The sequence below is a fragment of the Pseudomonas sp. AMR01 genome, assembly GCF_041946035.1.
In the GTDB taxonomy this organism is placed as follows: domain Bacteria; phylum Pseudomonadota; class Gammaproteobacteria; order Pseudomonadales; family Pseudomonadaceae; genus Aquipseudomonas; species Aquipseudomonas antarctica_B.
Map to the genome: position 1 here is coordinate 163,561 of NZ_JAUTYR010000007.1, position 21,314 is coordinate 184,874.

The 21,314-nt window shown below is 59.6% G+C and carries 12 protein-coding genes; 6 read left to right on the plus strand and 6 right to left on the minus strand.

Features of this window, described 5'->3' with window-relative positions:
- Positions 1-3: 3 nt before the first annotated feature.
- Both Q7C20_RS09690 and putA read right to left on the minus strand, forming a co-directional pair.
- The gene (locus tag Q7C20_RS09690; protein WP_375066949.1) at positions 4-1,806 is read right to left on the minus strand and encodes an acyl-CoA dehydrogenase; all 1,803 of its coding nucleotides are present in this window, start codon (positions 1,804-1,806) and stop codon (positions 4-6) included.
- A 213-nt stretch (positions 1,807-2,019) separates the two neighbouring features.
- Positions 2,020-5,973 carry a trifunctional transcriptional regulator/proline dehydrogenase/L-glutamate gamma-semialdehyde dehydrogenase gene (gene putA, locus Q7C20_RS09695; protein WP_375066950.1) on the minus strand — a complete coding sequence of 1,318 codons (3,954 nt, stop codon included), beginning with the start codon at positions 5,971-5,973 and terminating at the stop codon, positions 2,020-2,022.
- A gap of 461 nt (positions 5,974-6,434) precedes the next feature.
- On the opposite strand from putA, the gene putP reads away from it, so the two are divergent.
- From putP to Q7C20_RS09725, 6 genes are all read left to right on the plus strand, one after another.
- Positions 6,435-7,919, plus strand: coding sequence for a sodium/proline symporter PutP (gene putP / locus Q7C20_RS09700; protein WP_375066951.1), 1,485 nt, complete (start codon positions 6,435-6,437; stop codon positions 7,917-7,919).
- 204 nt (positions 7,920-8,123) lie between these two features.
- Positions 8,124-10,175, plus strand: coding sequence for a type VI secretion system tip protein VgrG (locus tag Q7C20_RS09705; RefSeq protein WP_375066952.1), 2,052 nt, complete (start codon positions 8,124-8,126; stop codon positions 10,173-10,175).
- 37 nt (positions 10,176-10,212) lie between these two features.
- Positions 10,213-10,782: a hypothetical protein gene (locus tag Q7C20_RS09710; RefSeq protein ID WP_375066953.1), complete on the plus strand. Its 570-nt coding sequence runs from the start codon at positions 10,213-10,215 to the stop codon at positions 10,780-10,782.
- Between the two features lies 1 nt (position 10,783).
- Positions 10,784-11,170, plus strand: a complete 387-nt coding sequence (locus Q7C20_RS09715; protein WP_375066954.1) for a hypothetical protein — start codon at positions 10,784-10,786, stop codon at positions 11,168-11,170.
- A 67-nt stretch (positions 11,171-11,237) separates the two neighbouring features.
- Positions 11,238-11,963: a DUF4123 domain-containing protein gene (locus tag Q7C20_RS09720; protein WP_375066956.1), complete on the plus strand. Its 726-nt coding sequence runs from the start codon at positions 11,238-11,240 to the stop codon at positions 11,961-11,963.
- An 86-nt stretch (positions 11,964-12,049) separates the two neighbouring features.
- Positions 12,050-12,886: a 23S rRNA (adenine(2030)-N(6))-methyltransferase RlmJ gene (locus tag Q7C20_RS09725; RefSeq protein WP_375066957.1), complete on the plus strand. Its 837-nt coding sequence runs from the start codon at positions 12,050-12,052 to the stop codon at positions 12,884-12,886.
- Between the two features lie 76 nt (positions 12,887-12,962).
- Here the strand turns inward: Q7C20_RS09725 and msrA are convergent, their stop codons facing one another.
- From msrA to aceE, 4 genes are all read right to left on the minus strand, one after another.
- Positions 12,963-13,610, minus strand: coding sequence for a peptide-methionine (S)-S-oxide reductase MsrA (msrA, locus tag Q7C20_RS09730; RefSeq protein WP_375066958.1), 648 nt, complete (start codon positions 13,608-13,610; stop codon positions 12,963-12,965).
- Between the two features lie 76 nt (positions 13,611-13,686).
- Positions 13,687-16,380 carry a putative bifunctional diguanylate cyclase/phosphodiesterase gene (locus tag Q7C20_RS09735; protein ID WP_375066960.1) on the minus strand — a complete coding sequence of 898 codons (2,694 nt, stop codon included), beginning with the start codon at positions 16,378-16,380 and terminating at the stop codon, positions 13,687-13,689.
- A gap of 304 nt (positions 16,381-16,684) precedes the next feature.
- Entirely contained in the window at positions 16,685-18,328 is a 1,644-nt protein-coding gene (gene aceF, locus Q7C20_RS09740; protein WP_375066962.1) for a dihydrolipoyllysine-residue acetyltransferase, read from the minus strand.
- An 11-nt stretch (positions 18,329-18,339) separates the two neighbouring features.
- Positions 18,340-20,985 (minus strand): pyruvate dehydrogenase (acetyl-transferring), homodimeric type, encoded by a 2,646-nt coding sequence (gene aceE, locus Q7C20_RS09745; protein ID WP_375066964.1) that lies wholly within the window; start codon positions 20,983-20,985, stop codon positions 18,340-18,342.
- Positions 20,986-21,314 lie beyond the last annotated feature (329 nt).

Consider the following 21,314-nt stretch of genomic DNA (forward strand, 5'->3'; position numbering starts at 1 on the left):
GGGTTAGAACCACTCATCCTGCATACCGAGGCACGTGTCATCGCGTGCTTCAAGAATCGCCAGTTCGTGATGGCAGCTCGGTACTTCCCAGGTCAGGAAGTACCGGGCGGCCTGCAGCTTGCCTTTATAAAAGGCCACATCCGCCGCATTCCCCTTGGCCAGGCCCTCTTCGGCGCGTACTGCCTGTTCCAGCCAGCGCCAGCCAATCACCGTGTGCCCGAATACTTTCAGGTACAGCGCCGAATTCGCCAGGCTGCTGTTGACCTTGCCGTCGGCGAGATCCGTCAGCAGGCCGATCGTCACGCTTTGCACGCGGTTCACCAGTTGCTCCAGCGGCTCTCTTAATGCGCTCAGGCTTGGGTATAGCTGTGCCCGTGCGCCGGTTTCGGCGATCAGGCGAATCAGTTGTTTCAGCCCGGCACCGCCGTTTTGCGCGAGCTTGCGCCCCAGCAAATCCAGGGACTGAATGCCGTGGGTGCCTTCATGAATCGGGTTCAAACGGTTGTCGCGGTAATACTGTTCCACCGGGTATTCACGGGTGTAGCCGTGGCCGCCGAGAATCTGGATCGCCAGTTCGTTGGCCTTGAGGCAAAACTCCGAGGGCCAGGATTTGACGATGGGCGTGAGCAAGTCCAGCAGTTCGTGGGCTTGCTTGCGCTCTGCTTCACTTTCCAGTGTGGTGGTGTCGTCGAACAAGCGCGCGGCGTACAGCCCGAGATCAAATGAACCTTCGACATAAGCTTTCTGGGTGAGCAGCATGCGCTTGATATCGGCGTGCTGAATGATCGACACCGGCGCGGTGCTCGGGTCTTTGCTGTCGGGCAGGCGGCCTTGCGGGCGTTCGCGGGCGTACTCCAGCGAGTACAGGTAGCCGGCGTAACCGAGCATCACCGCGCCCATGCCGACGCCGATGCGCGCTTCGTTCATCATCTGAAACATGCAGCTCAGGCCTTGATGCGGTTTGCCTACCAGATAGCCGACGCAGTGACCGTTATCGCCGAAATTCAGCGCCGTGGACGTGGTGCCACGCCAGCCCATCTTGTGAAACAGGCCCGCCAACAGCACGTCGTTGCGTTCGCCGAGGCTGCCGTCGTCGTTGACCAGGAACTTGGGCACGATAAACAGCGAGATGCCCTTCACCCCGGGCGGCGCGTCCGGCAGTTTGGCCAGCACCATGTGCACGATGTTTTCCGACAGCGAATGGTCGCCGCCGGAAATGAAGATCTTGTTGCCCTTGAGGCGATAAGAACCGTCAGCCGCCGGCTCTGCGCGTGTACGAATATCCGACAGAGACGAGCCCGCATGCGGCTCGGTCAGCGCCATGGTGCCGAAGAAACGGCCGTCGATCATCGGTTGCAGGAAGCGCTGTTTCTGCTCCTCGGTGCCGAAGCTTTCAATCAGGTTGGCGGCGCCCATGGTCAGGAACGGATACGACGTTGACGCGGCGTTGGCAGACTGAAAGTGTGCGAAGCAGGCTTGGGACAGCAACGTCGGCAATTGCATGCCGCCCGCTTCAAAGCTGCGGGCAGCATTCAGAAAGCCGGCTTCGAGAAAGGCGTCGACGGCAGGTTTGACTTCCGGAATGAGGATGGCCTTGCCATCTTCGTAGCGCGGCTCGTTTTCGTCGTTTTTGCGGTTGTGCGGCGCGAAGTACTTCTCGGCAATGCTGCGCGCGGTGCTGATGGCGGCATCGAAGGTTTCGCGATTATGTTCGGCAAACCGCTCGCGCTGAGTCAGGCCCTCGGCATCGAGGACTTCGTACAGCTCGAAAGCCAGATTGCGGGAACTGAGCAGCGTCTCGGACATGGCGGCTTACCTGAGTGGGGATAGGCCTGAGTCTAAATGCGCGAATAGAGGCTGGATAGCAAGATTGATTTGCGTGATGGAAGGGCAAAACGCGGGCATAAGAATTGAAATGCGGCCAAATGTGGGAGCGGGCTTGCTCGCGAATGCGGTGGATCAGTCAGCACATCTGTAACTGACACTCCGCATTCGCGAGCAAGCCCGCTCCCACATGAGTTAGCCGATGGTCATCAGGCTGGCGTTGCCACCCGCAGCAGCCGTATTAACACTCAACGCCCGCTCAATCACCAACCGCTCCAGCGCAATCGCTGTCTCACCCTGCGACAAGCCATGCACCCCGACAATCGCACCCCCACGCTGCGCCACTTGCTGGCACACCGCACGCAGTTGGTCGGAATCGCCGTGGTGCAGAACCGCGTCAAACACCACGTCGTCCTTGGTCCAGTCCGCCACGCGTTTGATCTTCGCCTGAATGTCCTTCGGCAAGCGTGAGAACAAGGCTTTGGTCAGGTCAGTTTCCGGCCATACCGCCGAACCGCCGACCGCCAACACTGCTGCCAACTGCGTTAGCAAATCGCCTTCCACGTCCGCCAGGCACAACACGTGCTCGCGGGGCAGGATGGCATAGCTGTTGCGCTCGCCGGTCGGGCCAGCCAATTGGCGGGTGATACCGCTTTGGGATTGCGCGGCGAATTGGCTGCACACGGCGCTCAGTTCGCTGAACTTATTGCTGTCGGCCCAGGTTTTCAGGGCGGTCAGCGGTTGGCTCATGGCGTCGCGCAGGCGCACGTCCGGTGCCGTCAGTTTGTCGCCACGTACGAAGGATTGCTCGATTGCATCCGTAGGACGTGTCGACAGCAAGCGGTACAGGTACAGCGGGCCACCGGCCTTCGGGCCTGTGCCCGACAACCCTTCGCCGCCAAACGGTTGCACGCCCACCACAGCACCCACAATGTTGCGGTTCACGTAGACGTTACCGGCATTGACGTTGTCGATCACCTTGGCGATGGTCTCGTCGATACGGGTATGCACGCCCAGGGTCAGGCCGTAGCCCGACGCATTGATCTGGCCGATCAACTGATCGATCTCTTTACGCTTGTAGCGCACCACGTGCAGCACCGGACCGAAGATCTCGCGTTGCAGCTCGTCAAAGCTTTCCAGTTCGATCAGGGTGGGCATCACGAAGGTGCCGCGCTTGATCTCTTCGCCATCGGCAATTGCCACCTGATACACGTTGCGACCTTTGTCGCGCATGGCCTGGATGTGTTTCTCGATGCCAGCCTTGGCTTCGGCGTCGATCACCGGGCCGATGTCTACCGACAAGCGCTCCGGGTTGCCCAAACGGCACTCAGCCATGGCGCCCTTGAGCATTTCGATGACACGGTCTGCCGAATCTTCCTGCAGGCACAGTACGCGCAATGCCGAGCAACGCTGACCGGCGCTGTCGAAGGCCGACGACACCACGTCAATGACCACTTGTTCGGTCAGCGCCGAGGAGTCGACGATCATCGCGTTCTGGCCGCCGGTTTCGGCGATCAGCGGTATCGGACGGCCCTGGGCATCCAGGCGGCCGGCGACGTTGCGTTGCAGCAAGCGCGCGACTTCGGTGGAGCCGGTAAACATCACGCCTTTGACGCGATCATCGCCGACTAAACGCGCGCCGACGCTTTCGCCCTGGCCGGGCAGCAGTTGCAGCACGCCTTGCGGAATACCGGCTTCCAGCAGGATGCGCACGGCTTGAGCGGCGACCAGTGGGGTCTGCTCGGCAGGCTTGGCCAGAACCGGGTTACCGGCGGCCAGTGCTGCAGCGACTTGACCGCTGAAAATGGCCAGCGGGAAGTTCCACGGGCTGATGCACACCACCGGGCCCAGTGGGCGGTGGGCGTCGTTGGTGAAATCGTTGCGCGCCTGCACCGCGTAGTAGCGCAGGAAATCCACGGCTTCACGCACTTCGGCGATGGCGTTGGCGAAGGTTTTGCCGGCTTCGCGGGCGAGCAAGCCCATCAGCGGCTGGATTTCGCTTTCCATCAAATCGGCGGCGCGTTCCAGAATCGCGGCGCGCTCGGCGGGCGGGGTGGCCTGCCAGATCGGGCCAGCATTAATAGCGCACTGGATGGCGTTGTCGACGTCTTCAACCGTGGCTTCCTGCACGTGGCCCACCACGTCACGCAAATCGGACGGGTTGAGCACCGGTGCGGCGGCTTCATTGCTGGAGGCGCAACCGAGCATCGGCGCGGCTTTCCAGTTGTTGTGCGCGGTCGCCAGCAGGGCGCAGGACAGCGACGCCAGACGGTGTTCGTTGGCCAAGTCGATGCCCGCCGAGTTGGCGCGGTCGCTGCCATACAGGTCGCGGGGCAGAGGGATACGCGGGTGCGGCAGGCCAAAGCCGCCTTCCAGCGTCGCCATCTGCTCGATGCTGGCCACTGGGTCGGCCACCAATTCCTGAATCGAGATGGACTGGTCGGCAATCCGGTTGACGAACGAGGTGTTCGCGCCGTTTTCCAGCAGGCGACGCACCAGATAAGCCAGCAATGTTTCGTGAGTGCCGACTGGGGCGTACACGCGGCACGGACGGTTCAGCTTGCCTTCGGAGACCTTGCCTACAACTTGCTCGTACAGCGGTTCACCCATGCCGTGCAGGCATTGGAATTCGTACTGGCCGGGGTAATAGTTCTGACCGGCGATATGGTAGATGGCCGACAAGGTGTGGGCGTTGTGCGTGGCGAACTGCGGGTAGATGACTTCCGGTACCGACAGCAGTTTGCGTGCACAGGCGATGTAGGAAACGTCGGTGTACACCTTGCGCGTATACACCGGGTAGCCTTCCAGGCCTTCGACCTGGGCGCGTTTGATTTCGCTGTCCCAGTACGCGCCTTTTACCAGGCGGATCATCAGGCGGTGGCGGCTGCGGCGGGCCAGATCGATTACGTAGTCGATCACATACGGGCAACGCTTCTGGTAAGCCTGAATCACGAAACCGATGCCGTTCCAGCCGGTCAGTTGCGGCTCGAAGCACAGGCGCTCCAGCAGGTCGAGCGACAGCTCCAGGCGGTCGGCTTCTTCGGCGTCGATGTTCAAGCCGATGTCGTAGTGCTTGGCCAGCAGGGTCAAAGACAGCAGGCGCGGGTACAGCTCATCCATTACGCGCTCGTATTGCGCACGGCTGTAACGCGGGTGCAGTGCCGACAGCTTGATGGAAATGCCCGGGCCTTCATAAATCCCACGGCCGTGGGAGGCTTTGCCGATGGAGTGAATGGCTTGTTCGTACGAGGCCAGGTACTTCTGGGCGTCGTGTTCGGTGAGTGCGGCTTCCCCGAGCATGTCGTAGGAATAACGGAAGCCCTTGGCTTCGAACTTGCTCGCATTGGCGAGGGCTTCGGCGATGGTTTCGCCGGTGACGAACTGCTCGCCCATCAGGCGCATGGCCATGTCGACGCCCTTACGGATCATCGGCTCGCCGCTCTTGCCGATGATACGGCTCAGGGATGAGGTCAAGCCGGCTTCGTTATGGGTAGCGACCAGTTTGCCGGTCAGCAGCAGGCCCCAGGTGGCGGCATTGACGAACAGCGACGGGCTGTTGCCCAAGTGCGGGTGCCAGTTGCCGGTACTGATCTTGTCGCGGATCAGCGCGTCACGGGTGCCTTTGTCCGGGATGCGCAGCAGCGCTTCGGCCAGGCACATCAGCGCTACACCTTCCTGGGACGACAGCGAAAATTCCTGCAGCAGGCCCTGGACGATGCCTGCACGGCCGCCGGCGCTTTTCTGATTGCGCAGTTTTTCGGCGATCGAAGAGGCGAGCTTGTTGGTCGCTTCGGCCATTGCGGCAGGCAAGCGAGCCTGCTCGATCAGCATCGGCACCACTTCCGGCTCCGGGCGACGATAAGCGGCAGTGATCGCGGCGCGCAGTACCGATTGCGGCAGGATGCTCTCGGCAAACTCCAGGAAGCACTGGTGGGCGTGGTCGTTCTGCACCTCGCCTGCGTCTTCAGCCTCCTTGGTGCTCAAGCCATTGAGCTCAGTCAGGGTTGCACCACCCTCCAGTTTCTCCAGGTAATTGAAAATCGCCTGCTTGATCAGCCAGTGCGGCGTGCGATCAATGGAGGACGCGGCCGCCTTGAGGCGCTCGCGGGTCGGGTCGTCAAGTTTGACCCCAAGGGTGGTCGTTGCCATCTTTCTTATCCTCATGGGTGCCACTACCGAGTGGCATCTGCTGGCAGCAAGATTAGCTTTGCGCATGAAGAGGTGCAACCGGGTGCAACCTTTTTATCCATGATAATTTTTGATGGTGATTTGACGGGATGATTAGTACAGCGAAACCGGTGACACAACGGTGCAAATAGTTCGGTATTGCGCCGGGCTTGCTCCGAAAAGGAGCAAAAACGGGGCGTTTTCCCAAATTCGCCTCCGGGTGCAACTTATTCTCGAGAAACTGGTTGCACCTTATTTGCTTTGTTGAATAGCATTCGCGCCAAAGGTGCAACCACCCTAGCGGTTCGGTTCATCGGCTGGCGGCTTTCCTGGGGAAACGCCAGTCATAAATGCGCGGCACGCAGTTTCGTCTTCCCACGTAGCAGTGGATGGCCGTCTGACAGACCGTCGCTACATAAAAACAAAGCCAGGGCGTCACTCTTATGAGCGTTAGTAATCCAACCCTGATCACGTTTGTGATCTACATCGCAGCAATGGTGCTGATCGGCTTCATGGCCTATCGCTCCACCAACAACCTTTCCGATTACATCCTGGGCGGTCGCAGCCTCGGCAGCGTGGTAACTGCCTTGTCGGCGGGTGCTTCGGACATGAGCGGCTGGTTGCTGATGGGCTTGCCCGGCGCAATCTACATGTCGGGCCTGTCGGAAAGCTGGATCGCCATCGGCCTTATCGTCGGCGCTTACCTGAACTGGTTGTTCGTGGCTGGCCGCCTGCGCGTGCAGACCGAGCACAACGGCGACGCCCTGACGCTGCCGGATTACTTCTCCAGCCGTTTCGAAGATAAAAGCGGCCTGCTGCGGATCATCTCTGCGGTGGTGATCCTGGTGTTCTTCACCATCTATTGCGCTTCCGGTATTGTCGCCGGTGCCCGTCTGTTTGAAAGCACCTTCGGCATGTCCTACGAGGCCGCGCTGTGGGCCGGTGCTGCAGCGACGATTGCCTACACCTTCGTCGGTGGTTTCCTGGCAGTTAGCTGGACAGATACCGTACAAGCCACGCTGATGATTTTCGCGCTGATCCTCACGCCGATCATCGTGCTGCTGGCCACCGGTGGCATCGACACCACCTTCCTGGCGATCGAAGCCAAGAACCCTGACAACTTCAACATGCTGAAAAACACCTCTTTCATCGGCATCATCTCGCTGATGGGCTGGGGGCTGGGTTACTTCGGCCAGCCGCACATCCTCGCGCGCTTCATGGCGGCGGATTCGGTGAAGTCGATTGCCAAGGCGCGCCGCATCTCCATGACCTGGATGATCCTGTGCCTGGGCGGCACCGTGGCTGTGGGCTTCTTCGGTATTGCCTACTTCTCGGCGCACCCGGAAGTGGCCGGCCCGGTTACCGAAAACCACGAGCGTGTGTTTATCGAGCTGGCCAAGCTGCTGTTCAACCCCTGGATTGCTGGCGTATTGCTGTCGGCCATTCTCGCCGCCGTGATGAGCACCCTGAGCTGCCAACTGCTGGTGTGCTCCAGCGCGTTGACCGAAGACTTCTACAAAACCTTCCTGCGCAAGAATGCCTCCCAGGTTGAACTGGTATGGGTCGGTCGCTTGATGGTGTTGCTGGTGGCGCTGATCGCTATCGCCATGGCCGCCAACCCGGAAAACCGCGTACTCGGTCTGGTCAGCTACGCCTGGGCCGGTTTCGGCGCAGCGTTCGGCCCTGTGGTGCTGATCTCGGTGATGTGGAAAGGCATGACCCGCAACGGCGCACTCGCCGGCATCCTGGTCGGCGCGATCACCGTGATCGTGTGGAAGCACTTCTCGCTGCTGGGCCTGTACGAAATTATCCCGGGCTTTATCTTTGCCAGCCTGGCGATCTACTGCGTGAGCAAGCTGGGCGCACCGACTGCCGGTATGGTCGAGCGTTTTGACGCGGCGGAAGCAGACTACAACCTCAACAAGTAATGTCTTCGGGTGCTGAGCGCCCGTTGAGTTGAAAAAAGGCCCGCGTCCTACGGATGGCGGGTCTTTTTTTGCGTGGGATTTGAGGCGGTCTGAAGAAAATTCCGACGCTTATTTGTAGGGAATTACTGATTTGCTCTGGGCATGCCCAGGAGGGTGGAACAGTGGTGCAGAATCGGCCGCCTACTCCTCGCAGAGAAACACCGGATGTTCGCTCCTGCCAATCAAACTGCCTTTACCCTGACCCTCGATGGGGAACCCAGTGAACTCAAGGTGTTCGAGTTCAAGGGCGTCGAAACCATCAGCCAGCCCTATTGTTTTGACCTCCAACTGGTCAGCGAGCAGCCTGATCTCGACCTGGAGAGTTTGCTGCATCGTCAGGTCTACCTGGGCTTCGACGACCAAGGGCATGGCGTGCACGGCTTGGTCTACAAGGTCGCGCAGGGCGATTCCGGGCGGCGCCTGACGCGTTATCAGGTGAGTGTTGTGCCGCAATTGCAGTATTTGGCACACAGCAGCCACCAGCGCATTTTCCAGCACAAAACGGTGCCGCAGATTGTCGCGCAGGTACTGGTGGGGCAGGGGATTCAGAGCAACCGATTTGAATTTCGCCTCAGCGGTACGTATCCCGTACGCGAATACTGCGTGCAGTTCGGTGAGACCGATCTGGCGTTCATTCAGCGGCTGTGTGCCGAGTTGGGCATTCACTACCACTTTCAGCATTCGCCCGAAGGTCACCAGCTGATGTTTGGCGATGACCAGACAGTATTCGCCCAGCCCGAGCAGCCGACCCCTTACACCCCTGGCTCAGGGATGGTGGCGGATAATCCGGCGATCAAGCGTTTTGCCGTGCAAGTGCAGACTCGCACCACGGCGGTAAACCTGCGCGATTATGATTTTCGCAAGCCGCGCCTGGGGCTGGAAAGTGCAGTGGCCGGCGAGAAACTGCCGAACCTCGAAGAGCAGGATTACCCCGGCCGCTTCAGTGACCGGCCCCATGGCAAATACCTCGCCCAGCGTGGGTTGGAGCGCCGCCGCAGTGACTACCGAATTGCCAGTGGCGAGGGCGACGATCCGGCCCTTGTCACTGGTCGGTTCCTCAAGCTCAGCGGGCATTCGCGTGAAGACTGGAATGACTTATGGCTGGTGACAGAAGTCACCCACGAAGGCACGCAACCCCAAGTGTTGGAGGAGGCCGTCACCGAGGTCTCAGGCGGAGATTTTCGTCAGGGCTATCAAAACAAGTTTGTCGCCGCGCCGTGGGACGTGATCTTCCGTCCGCCACTGCCTGAGCAGCCGCGCCCGACTATTTCGGGCTATCAGAACGCAGTCGTCACCGGGCCTGCCGACAGTGAAATTCATTGCGACGAATACGGCCGGGTCAACGTGCAGATGGCCTGGGACCGCGCCGGGAAGCACAACGACCACTCCAGCTGCTGGCTGCGCGTCGCCACCGCTTGGGCCCATGACCGCTACGGTTCGGTGCTCATTCCTCGCGTCGGCATGGAAGTGCTGGTGGGTTTCGTCAACGGTGACCTGGACATGCCGCTGGTGGTCGGCTGCCTGCCCAACGCGGCCACGCCTGTGCCCCTCGACCTGCCGGCGAACAAGACCCGCAGCATCTTTCGCAGCCAAAGCACTCCGGGCGGCGGTGGCTACAACGAACTGCGCATCGAAGATCGCAAGGGCGCTGAAGAAATCTACCTGCGCGCCCAGCGCGATTGGACCCAGCACGTGTTGCATGACCAGCAGGTGCAGGTCGATAACGTGCGCCGCGTGAGCGTCGGAGGTGAGTCGCACCATGAGCTGCAAGGTGAAGAACAGCGCATCACCCATGGCAACCGCCTGACTGAGCTGAAGCAGGATGATCATTTGGTGGTCGGCGGTTCGCAGCAAACGCGCGCCGGGCGGACGATTCAGATTGGCGCGGGGCAAAGCGTGGTGATCGATGCGGGCGCCACGGTGACGATTCAGGCGGGCGGGCAGTCGATCACGCTGTCGGCCGGTGGAATTTTCAGCAGCGTGCCGATCCAGCTCGGTGGTGCGCCTGCTCCAGCAGCGTCGCCGTTGATGCCTGGGTTGAAGGAAAAGCTGCTGGCCGTTGTCCCGGCACCGCTGAGCCGCGTGCAGGTCGCCAGCCTGAAACGCAGCGCGCCGTTTTGCGAAGAGTGCGAGCGCTGTAAAAACGGACAGTGTGATCTCACGCAACATGCGGGTAAGGGCTCGGGAGCAACCGAAGTCGATCCTCGTCGATCTTGAAAAGTTACACCTCAACACGTTCCGGACTCAGGGCAATTTGCAAGGCGCAGAGTTTTTCGCCAATCGTCAGAAGTTGTTAACTCAACTGGATAACAGTCTCGGGCCTCTAATGCGAAAAGGTGTTGGCATTGCCGATCACCCAAAGCTCAAAAGCGCATTGGGGATTTCCAGTCGTAGCCTGGTTCATCATTGGAGCAAAGCAGGAGTGTCAGGAGGGATTCCGGGGTATGCAACGCATATTCAGGGTGTGGCGCGCGCGAGTCGGTATATGAAAGTCGGTGGGTTTATTGGAATTGGACTAGGGGCGTCAGCCTCCGCGCTGAAAGTGAAGGAAACGTGTCGAGTGGGTAGTTCTGCTGAATGCAAAAAAGTGAAACTCAAGGAAGGCGGGAGTTTTTTAGTCTCGGTTGGAGGCAGCGGGGCGGGTGCGTATGCGGGTGCATTAGCCGCCGCGCCTATATGTATCGCTATAGGTGTAGGAACATTTGGCGTTGGCGGATTAGTTTGCGGCGTGGTCGTTGTGGGAGCTGCAGCAGCGATAGGTGGGGGGGCAGGGGCTAGCATAGGAGAGAAGATGGGAGAAATTGTTTATGAGGGAATAAAATAATATGGAAGAGGCAAGGATTTTATATTCGTACTGCCTAGTGGTTGCGGTGGTATGGATTGTTCTCGTTTTAATAGGTCAGGTCTATTTTTCATATCGTAAAGTCGATGAAATAGTGCAGTGTTTGGGCGCTTCAAAATTGGTCTCATACCGTAAACATTTTGTGGGCGCTGGCTTTTTCAGCAAAATGTTTTTGGTAAATACTGTCGCGGGAATGTTTATATTTCAGAGGTTACATATTAAGGATGGAGCCGTCACTCGTGAGGAGTTGGATACGGTCCCGCGCCGATTAATGTTTGAGTTAAGGATGTGGGGTTTTTTTTTGATGGGCATGGGCGGGTACGCCATTAGTTTGTGGGGGGTTGGTAAATACATGGGCTGGCTTAAATGAGGACTTTCAGAAACTCGGATACTAGTCGCCTGTTTACCCACATCTTATTGTGAAGGAGTGTTTTTCAATGTCGTTGCAGTTCATACCTCGTACGTGGCTGGTCCACAACCCGATTCAATCCACCGAAAATCTTTTCGCCATTTTCAGCACCGCCAGCGTTGCCAAGCCTTTGGACGCTTGGCGAACCCACGCCGCCGGAATGCCACCCCAACCAATCTGGGCAGGCACAGCCTACGCCGAGTGGAACGAGGTAATGCCCTACGTGGGCATCATCGAACCCGACAGCCCCTTCCTCGATTGGATAGCAGCGACCGAGGCGACAGACTGGGGCTGGTTGGCGGTATCGTCGAGCCCACTGGAAACGGTGGTAGCGCACCTGCAAAGCCTGACAAAGGTGTATTTGCCGGATGACCAGCAGGTGTTTTTGCGCTTCTGGGATGGCTCTCAGTTTCTGCCGATTTTGCAACGGCTGGGCGACGAGGCGGGAAAGGTGCTGCCAGTGTTCCGGCGCTATCTGATCAATGGCCAGCCGCTGACAGTGGCGACGGGCGCGGTCACTGCCGCCAAAACCAGCCCATGGTGGCGAGTACCTGCATCGTTACTGGACCACTTGGCGGAGCAATCACCGCAAACACTGATCGACAACCTGCTGCAATGGCTTGAAGAGCAACGTCCTGACTTGTACACAGCGTTTAAACCTGAAACCTTGCAGCATAAGGTCGCTTACTTTTCGCGCAGTGCAAATGTAAGCCATGCAGCGTTATCCGCATTCCTGGCTTCAGAGGTGGGGTGAACCCTGCGCGTGGCAAGCCCGCTCACCACAACCCTGCACCTTTGCCCGCGCAGAAGGTAAACTTCGCCTCCTGCGCAGGAGCAATCATGAATTATCGTCACGCCTTTCACGCCGGCAACCACGCCGATGTCTTCAAACACCTGACCTTGACCCGCCTCATCGCCCTGATGTCGCGCAAGGAGCAGCCTTTCGCCTACCTCGACACCCACGCCGGGATCGGTTTGTACGACCTGCAGGGCGACCAGGCCAACCGCACCGGTGAATACCTGGAAGGCATCGCGCGGCTGTGGGGCCAGAGCGACCTGCCGCCACTGACCGCCGATTACATGCGTGTGCTGCACGAGATGAACCCGGATGGCCAGTTGCGTTACTACCCCGGCTCGCCGGAACTGGCGCGTCGCCTTACGCGGCCCCAGGACCGTGTGTTGCTCAATGAGAAGCACCCGGAAGACGGCGTGATGCTCAAGGACAACATGAAGGGTGATCGTCGGGTCAAAGTGCACTTGGGCGAAGGCTGGCATGTGCCTCGTGCCATGCTGCCTGTGCCGGAAAAACGCGCGTTGATGCTGATCGATCCGCCGTTTGAAAAGCTCGACGAGATGCAGCGCTGTGCGGCGTCCCTCAAGGAAGCCGTCAGCCGTATGCGCCAGACCGTTGCGGCGATCTGGTACCCGGTGAAGGACCAGCGCATGCTGCGTCGTTTCTACCAGGACCTGGCCGGCACCGGCGCGCCGAAGTTGCTGCGCGTGGAATTGTTGGTGCACCCACTGGCTACCCCAGACACCCTGACCGGCTCCGGACTGGCCATTGCCAACCCGCCGTGGGGTCTGGAAGAGGAATTGCGTGAACTGCTGCCGTGGCTGTCCAAAAAACTTGGCCAGACCCAGGGCGGGTGGCAGATGGATTGGCTTATTGCGGAATAATCAGCGACGAGCGGGCTGTTGTGGCGAGCGAGCAAGCTCGCTCGCCACAGGGAGTTGCATGATCCGCAAGGTGATCTTAGATCGGGCAGGTCACGCCGGTGCCGCCGATCCCGCAATAGCCCTGCGGATTCTTCGCCAGGTACTGCTGGTGATACGTCTCGGCGAAGTACACCGTCGGCGCTTCTTCGATTTCCGTGGTGATTACACCCAGGCCAGCCTTGGTCAATTCAGCTTGATAGGCCTCGGCACTCGCCTTCGCCGCCGCCAGTTGCTCCGGCGTGGTCGCGTAGATCACCGAGCGGTATTGGCTGCCGATGTCGTTGCCCTGGCGCATGCCCTGAGTCGGGTTGTGTAGTTCCCAGAACATCTTCAGCAAGTCTTCGTATTTCAGTTTGTCCTGGTCATACACCACCAGCACCACTTCGCTGTGGCCGGTCAGGCCCGAGCAGACTTCTTCGTATGTCGGGTTCGGCGTGTAGCCGCCGGCATAGCCGACCACCGTGCTGACTACGCCGTCGCATTGCCAGAATTTGCGCTCCGCGCCCCAGAAACAACCGAGGCCGAAAATGGCGAAGCCGACGTCGTCCATGAAGGGGCCCAGCAACGGGTTGCCGTTGACGAAATGCGTCTCCGGCAAGGCCATCGGGGTTTCACGGCCAGGCAAAGCTTGTTCTTGGGTAGGCAGCACGTTTTTGTTCACCAGAATTTCCGAGCGCAAGACCATGATCAGTCCTCTCAGTCAGATTGAGTTGGGTAAGTAATGAGTCAGACAGCCAGTGTGCCCGAGTGTTACAGCGCTGTCAGGCGATTGGCCCGCGTGGGTAGCGTTTGAGCTTCTCAAACAGCTCTGCGCCGGGGATTGGCCGGTCGAACAGGTAGCCCTGGCCGACGTCGCAGCGATGCCGGCGCAGGAACGCCAGCTGTTCAGCGGTCTCGATGCCTTCGGCCACGACCTTGAGCTTGAGGTTGTGGGCCATGGCGATGACCGCCGAGGTGATTTCCATGTCGTCCTGGTTGTCCGGGATTTCGTGGATAAAGCTGCGATCAATCTTGATGATATCGATGGGGAATTTTTTCAGATAACTCAGCGACGAGTAGCCGGTGCCGAAGTCGTCCATGGCCAGGGTCAAGCCGAAGCTTTTCAGCTGATCCAGTTGCAGGCGCGTGTCTTCGGTGGCTTCCAGCAGCAGGCCTTCGGTCAACTCCAGCTCCAGCAGGTTGGCCGGCAGCTGTTCTTCTTTAAGAATGGTGGCGATGGAGGCCACCAAGTCCGGGTCAGAGAACTGCTTGGGTGACAGGTTGATCGCCACCTGCAGATTACCCATGCCGCGAGCGCTCAATTGCTTGCTCATGCGGCAGGCCTGGCGCGCGATCCATTTGCCAATCGGAATAATCAGCCCGGTTTCTTCAGCGACGCTGATGAACTGGTCGGGACGAATCATGCCCTTTTCCGGATGGTTCCAGCGCAACAGCGCTTCCATGCCGAGCAAGCGGCCACTGCGCAGGCACAACTTGGGCTGGTAGAACACGTCCAGCTCGTTCTGGGTCAGGGCGCGACGCAGGTTGTTTTCCACGAACAGCTTGTAACTGGCCTCGGCGTTCAACGCTTCGGTGAACACCTGCACCTGATGTTTGCCGTTGGCCTTGGCCTTGTGCAGGGCAAGACCTGCGTTGCGCATCAGGGTTTGCGGGTCACGGCCATGCAATGGCGCGCAGGCCAGGCCCACGGAGCCGGTGACGCTGATCAATTGGTTGTCGACGAACAGCGGCTTGTCGAGCGTGGCCAGCAACTGGCTGGCAACTTGCTGGCCCGTCTCAAGGTCGGTGTCATCCAGCAGCACCGCAAATTCGTTGCTGGCAAACCGCGCCAGGCTGCCGCTGGCACTCAGGCTGTTGCGCAGGCGTCGGGCCAGGCTGATCAGCAGTTTGTCGCCGGTCTGGTGGCCGAGGCTGTCGTTGATGCGCTTGAAATTGTCGATGTCCACCAGCAGCAGGCTGATCGGGCTGTCGCTGTCGCGGGAAAAGCGTTCATCGAGGTTGCGGATGAACGCCGGACGGTTGCCCAGGTTGGTCAGGTTGTCGGTGTAGGCCAGGCGCTCGATACGCTGCTGCGCCAGCTTGTTCTGGGTGATGTCTTCGTAGATGCCGATGTAATGGGTCAACTCGCGGTTGTCGCCATACACCTTGGAAATCGACAACTGGCCCCAGTAGGGTTCCAGGTTCTTGCGCCGGCTCTTGAACTCACCTTGCCAGCTGTTGCTTTTGGCCAGGGCGGACGGGGCGTCGAAGAGCAATTCGCTGAGGTTTTCCAGGGCCGGCAGTTGCGCCAGACGATGGCCGTGGACTTCCTCGGCGGTGTATTGGGTGATCGCGGTGAAGCTGGGGTTGACGTACTCCACCACGCCATCGCAATTGACCAGCAGAAAAGCGTTGGCACTTTGCTCCACCGCACGCTGGAACAGGTGCAGGGCGCTGGTGGCGGTGCGGCGATTGTGGTTGTTGATCACTTGGGCGAACTGGTCCGCCAGCTCGCCGGCGAAGGCGATCTCATCCGACTGCCATACACGCGGTCTGCCGCTTTGCTCCAGGCACAACACGCCGACGACCTGGCCATCCACGCGGATACTCGCATCAAGCATCGCGTGAACATCCTTGGCCCGCAGGCTCTCGGCCATTTCCCGGGTGCGCGGGTCGCGCAGTGCATGGGTGGCGTCGATCGCGCGGCTCGAATGCAAGGCTTCCAGGTAATCGGGAAAGCCGCTCGCGTCAATCGGTTCGGGCATTTGGTGCTGTTGATTGTCGCGGTGGTAGGCCGAGATCGGCACCAGGCGCTGGCCTTCGAGGTTCCAGATGCTGGCGCAATCGATCTGGTAGATATCGCAGGCGCTGCGGGTGATCAGCTCGGCGGCTTCCTGCAGCGAATTAGGCGTGGTGTAGCGCTGGCGCGCGAGCAACAGGATCAACTCCTGCTGGGCGCGGACGCGTTCCAGGTGCTGCAACTGTTCCTGCTGGGCGCGCTGGTTGAGTTCCAGGGCGATCTGCAGACGGCTGTTCTGGTTTTCCAGGTCGGCGGTGGGTACCGCCGAGGGAGTTTCGCTGAACAGCCCGTCAACCACCATCAGGTAGCCGCGCACCAGGTGACGATTGTGTTGTTTATAGGCCTCGCCCATTTCCAGCAGGCTCAGCGGGCCATCGTTGGTGTGCAGGGTGTAGCGCACCAGGTAATGCGGGCTTTGAGCCAGTTGTTGCTGGATCGCATCGTGCAACTGATAGCGCGCCTGGGGCTCCATCAGGCTGGCGTAGGGCGTGCCGAGCAGCGCACACAGCTCGACCGCCGGCAGGCCGAATTGGCGCTCGCAATTGGGGTCGAGGTACAGCAGGGCCCAGCTTGCCTCATTCAGCCGCTCGAAACGCAGCATACCGAGGCGCGAAGGCACCGGTAACTGCGTCACTACCTCGGCCGCCGTACGGGCGACATCGGGTTGGCTTTTCATGGGGAAACTCGCTCGGGAAAATGCGCTCGGCGCCGGGTTCACACCCTCTTTACTGTCGCCTGCGGCAAGGTTGCATCATGCAGCACGTACTGACAAGAGAGAGTGAAGGCTAAGTGCTATATGTGAGTTATCGGCCGGCCGGGGGATTTCTACAGTCGGGGTGATGGAAGGTGTAAAAACCTGTTTTGTATGTCCAATAACCACCCAAAAAAAGCCCCGCCAAAGGGCGGGGTTGAGGTACGAGCGTGGCGCTCGGAAATCGGTAATGCCAGGCCTCCCCGGTGACAGGGAGGCCCGTTGTGGCTTACAGCAGGATGGTGCGAATGTCGTTCAGCAACTGGCTCAGACGCTGGGTAAAGCGCGCAGCCGCGGCGCCGTTGATCACACGGTGATCGTAGGACAGCGACAGTGGCAGCATCAGCTTGGGCTGGAACGCTTTACCGTCCCATACAGGCTGGATGGTTGCCTTGGAAACACCCAGGATCGCCACTTCCGGCGCGTTGACGATTGGCGTGAAGCCAGTGCCGCCAATGTGACCGAGGCTGGAGATGGTGAAGCAAGCGCCTTGCATGTCGTCGGCGGTGAGCTTCTTATCGCGGGCCTTGGCAGCCAGCGCAGCTGCTTCGGCAGCGAGTTGCAGCAGGCTTTTCTGGTCGACGTTCTTGATGACCGGTACCAGCAGGCCATCCGGGGTGTCGACCGCAAAACCGATGTTCACGTACTTCTTGCGAATGATCGCTTTGCCGCTTGGCGCCAGCGAACTGTTGAAGTCCGGCAGTTCCTTGAGCAGGTGCGCACAGGCCTTGAGCAGCAGTGGCAACACGGTCAGTTTCACGCCAGCCTTCTCGGCCACGGCTTTCTGCGCAACGCGGAAAGCTTCCAGGTCGGTGATGTCGGCCTGGTCGAACTGAGTCACGTGCGGAATGTTCAGCCAGCTCGCGTGCAGGCTCGACGCGCCGATTTGCATCAGGCGGGTCATCGGCACTTCTTCGGTTTCGCCGAAGCGGCTGAAGTCCACGGTGCGGATCGGCGGAATGCCCGAGCCACCGGTAGCGCCGCCTGAAGCCGGAGCTTCCTTGGCTTTCTGCATCATGGATTTGACGTAAACCTGCACGTCTTCCTTCAGCACGCGACCGTGAGGGCCAGTGGCCGACACAGCGTTCAGCTCAACGCCGAACTCACGGGCCAGCTGACGCACGGCAGGGCCGGCGTGAACCTTGGCACCGCTTGGCGCGGGTGCGGCGGCAGCAGGAGCCGGTGCGGCCTCTGCTTTTGCAGCCGGAGCCGGGGCAGCAGCAGCCGGTGCAGCTTCAGCTTTGGCGGCTGGAGCAGCGGCTGGTGCTGGAGCAGCAGCCGGTGCCGCGCCTTGTACTTTGAGCTTGAGGATGAAGTCGCCAGTGCCGACTTCGTCTTCCAGCTTGACCGCGATGCTTTCCACGACGCCGGCAGCCGGCGACGGGATTTCCATGGAGGCCTTGTCGGACTCCAGGGTGATCAGCGACTGGTCGGCTTCGACGGTGTCGCCGACCTTGACCAGCAGCTCGATGATCTTGGCCTTGCCTGACGAGCCGATGTCCGGAACATGAATGTCCTGAACGGTGGCGGCGGCAGGTTCAGCTGCCGGGGCCGCTGGGGCCTCGGCGGCTTTTTCGGCAGGCTTTTCAGCCGGTGCAGCAGCGGCAGCCGGAGCCGCCGCAGGGGCTGCATCAGCAGCGCCTTCAATTTCCAGCTCCAGCAGTTCGTCGCCTTCTTTCAGGCGATCGCCCAGCTTCACTTTCAGGCTCTTGACCACGCCGGCCTTGGGAGCAGGGATTTCCATGCTCGCCTTGTCCGATTCCAAGGTCAGGATGCTCTGGTCGGCTTCGACGGTGTCGCCGACCTTCACAAACAGCTCGATTACTTCACCTTCACCGCTGCCGATGTCAGGTACGCGAATGAGTTCGCTCACAAAAAATCTCCTCAGCAGTCCAGTGGGTTGCGTTTTTCCGGGTTGATCCCGAACTTGACGATAGCGTCTGCTACCACCTTGGGTTCGATCTCACCACGGTCAGCCAAGGCTTCCAGGGCTGCCAACACCACGAAGTGACGGTCAACTTCGAAGAAGTGACGCAGCTTCTTGCGGCTGTCACTGCGGCCGAAACCGTCGGTGCCCAGGACTTTGAATTCCTTGGACGGGACCCACTGGCGAATTTGTTCAGCAAACAGTTTCATGTAGTCGGTGGATGCAATGACCGGACCCTTACGGCCGTTCAGGCATTCTTCGACGTAGCTCAGTTGTGGCTTCTGACCCGGGTGCAGGCGGTTGTTGCGCTCGACGGCCAGGCCATCGCGACGCAGTTCGTTGAAGCTGGTAACGCTCCACACGTCAGCGCCCACGTTGAACTCGTCACGCAGGATCTTCGCCGCTTCACGCACTTCACGCAGGATGGTGCCGGAGCCCATCAGTTGCACGTGGTGCGCTGCTTCCTTGGTGTCTTCTTCGAGCAGGTACATGCCCTTGATGATGCCTTCCTCAACACCGGCCGGCATGGCAGGTTGCTGGTAAGACTCGTTCATCACGGTGATGTAGTAGAAAACGTCCTGCTGCTGTTCGGTCATCTTCTTCATGCCGTCCTGGATGATCACCGCCAGCTCATAGCCGTAGGTTGGATCAAAGGTGCGGCAGTTCGGGATGGTGGCAGCCAGGATGTGGCTGTGACCGTCTTCGTGTTGCAGGCCTTCGCCGTTCAGCGTGGTCCGGCCGGCAGTACCGCCGATCAGGAAGCCACGGGTACGGCTGTCGCCGGCTGCCCACGCCAGGTCGCCGATACGCTGGAAACCGAACATCGAGTAGAAGATGTAGAACGGCAGCATCGGCTGGTTGTGGCTGGAGTACGAAGTACCGGCAGCGATGAAGGAGCTCATGGCGCCCGCTTCGTTGATGCCTTCTTCGAGGATCTGGCCCTTCTTGTCTTCCTTGTAGAACATCACTTGGTCTTTATCGACTGGCTCGTAGAGCTGGCCGACGGAGGAGTAGATGCCCAACTGACGGAACATGCCTTCCATACCGAAGGTACGGGCTTCGTCCGGGATGATCGGTACGATGCGCGAACCGATTTCCTTGTCCTTGACCAGTTGCGCGAGGATCCGCACGAAGGCCATGGTGGTGGAGATTTCACGGTCGCCCGAGCCGTCCAGGATAGCCTTGAGGGTATCGAGTGGTGGCGTCGGGATGTCGAAGCTCTTGGCACGGCGCTGTGGCACGAAACCGCCCAGTGCAGTGCGGCGCTCGGCCAGGTAACGGGCTTCGGCGCTGTTTGGCTCCGGCTTGAAGAACGGCAGGTTTTCCAGCTCTTCATCCTTGACCGGGATGTCGAAGCGGTCGCGGAACAACTTCAGGCTGTCGACATCGACTTTCTTGGTGTTGTGCGCGGTGTTCTTCGCTTCGCCGGCACCGGTGCCATAACCCTTGATGGTCTTGGCCAGGATGACGGTCGGTTGTTCTTTGTGGTTGACCGCTTCGTGGTACGCCGCGTAGACCTTGTACGGGTCGTGGCCACCACGGTTGAGTTTCCATATCTCGTCGTCGGACAGATCAGCAACCATCGCCTTGAGTTCTGGCGTGTTGAAGAAGTGTTCACGTACAAACGCGCCGTCTTTGGCTTTGTAGTTCTGGTACTCGCCGTCGATGACTTCGTCCATGCGACGTTGCAGGATACCGTCGACGTCCTTGGCCAGCAGTGGGTCCCAGAAACGGCCCCAAATGACTTTGGTCACGTTCCACTGAGCACCGCGGAACACGCCTTCGAGTTCCTGGATGATCTTGCCGTTGCCGCGAACCGGGCCGTCGAGGCGCTGCAGGTTGCAGTTGATGACGAAGATCAGGTTGTCGAGCTTCTCGCGGCCAGCCAGGGAGATGGCGCCCAGGGATTCCGGCTCGTCACACTCGCCGTCGCCCAGGAAGCACCAGACTTTCTGCTTGCCTTCAGGGATGAAACCGCGCGCTTCCAGGTACTTCATGAAGCGTGCCTGGTAGATCGCTTGAATTGGACCCAGACCCATGGAAACGGTCGGGAACTGCCAGAAATCAGGCATCAGCCAAGGGTGCGGGTAGGACGACAGGCCCTGACCGTCGACTTCCTGGCGGAAGTTGTTCATCTGGTCTTCGGTGATGCGGCCTTCCATGAACGCACGGGCGTAAACGCCTGGGGAGGTGTGGCCCTGGAAGTAGATCAGGTCGCCGCCGTGTTCGTCGGTCGGGGCCTGGAAGAAGTAGTTGAAGCCGATGTCGTACAGGGTTGCGCTGGAAGCGAAGCTGGAGATGTGACCGCCCAGGTCAGAATCTTTCAAGTTCGTGCGCATTACCATCGCCATGGCGTTCCAGCGTACCAGCGAGCGAATGCGGCGTTCCATGAACAGGTCGCCAGGCATGCGTGCTTCGTGGGTTACGGGGATGGTGTTGCGGTATGGCGTGGTGATGGCGTAAGGCAATTGCGAGCCGCTGCGGGTCGCGAGTTCGCCCATACGGGTCATCAGGTAGTGCGCACGGTCTTCGCCTTCTTTGTCGAGAACCGATTCCAGGGCGTCCAGCCATTCCTGGGTTTCGACGGGATCGAGGTCTTGCATGGCTTGCTCCAGGGCGGAAAGGCTACCAGAATCGGTTGCCTGAGTTTGCGACTGGCCTTGTGGGCAGACGACATAAATTCTTGGATGGCCGAAGGTTGCTTCGGCGTCCTGTAGTTTTACTACAAATCGTCGGCCATTTCAGCCTTTCGAATGTATATACGAGTAGTAAAACTACACAAGACTGAGCGTATAACTCGGTCTGGCTGGTGAGCATAATCGTTATTGTTGATCATTTGCGAACAAGAAAAGGTGAAAGTTTAATGCTGGCTGCCAAGATGAAATTGATTTCAGCTATTTCTCACCTTTGTTCGACAGTCCTTCACCAAGCG

What these genes read in the sequence shown, in the direction of transcription:
- Q7C20_RS09715 (WP_375066954.1), top strand. Translation starts at nt 10,784, where the DNA reads ATGGAAGAGGCAAGGATTTTATATTCGTACTGCCTAGTGGTTGCGGTG.
- msrA (WP_375066958.1), bottom strand. Translation starts at nt 13,610, where the DNA reads ATGGTCTTGCGCTCGGAAATTCTGGTGAACAAAAACGTGCTGCCTACC.
- aceE (WP_375066964.1), bottom strand. Translation starts at nt 20,985, where the DNA reads ATGCAAGACCTCGATCCCGTCGAAACCCAGGAATGGCTGGACGCCCTG.
- Q7C20_RS09720 (WP_375066956.1), top strand. Translation starts at nt 11,238, where the DNA reads ATGTCGTTGCAGTTCATACCTCGTACGTGGCTGGTCCACAACCCGATT.
- Q7C20_RS09705 (WP_375066952.1), top strand. Translation starts at nt 8,124, where the DNA reads ATGTTCGCTCCTGCCAATCAAACTGCCTTTACCCTGACCCTCGATGGG.
- Q7C20_RS09735 (WP_375066960.1), bottom strand. Translation starts at nt 16,380, where the DNA reads ATGAAAAGCCAACCCGATGTCGCCCGTACGGCGGCCGAGGTAGTGACG.
- putA (WP_375066950.1), bottom strand. Translation starts at nt 5,973, where the DNA reads ATGGCAACGACCACCCTTGGGGTCAAACTTGACGACCCGACCCGCGAG.
- putP (WP_375066951.1), top strand. Translation starts at nt 6,435, where the DNA reads ATGAGCGTTAGTAATCCAACCCTGATCACGTTTGTGATCTACATCGCA.
- Q7C20_RS09690 (WP_375066949.1), bottom strand. Translation starts at nt 1,806, where the DNA reads ATGTCCGAGACGCTGCTCAGTTCCCGCAATCTGGCTTTCGAGCTGTAC.
- Q7C20_RS09725 (WP_375066957.1), top strand. Translation starts at nt 12,050, where the DNA reads ATGAATTATCGTCACGCCTTTCACGCCGGCAACCACGCCGATGTCTTC.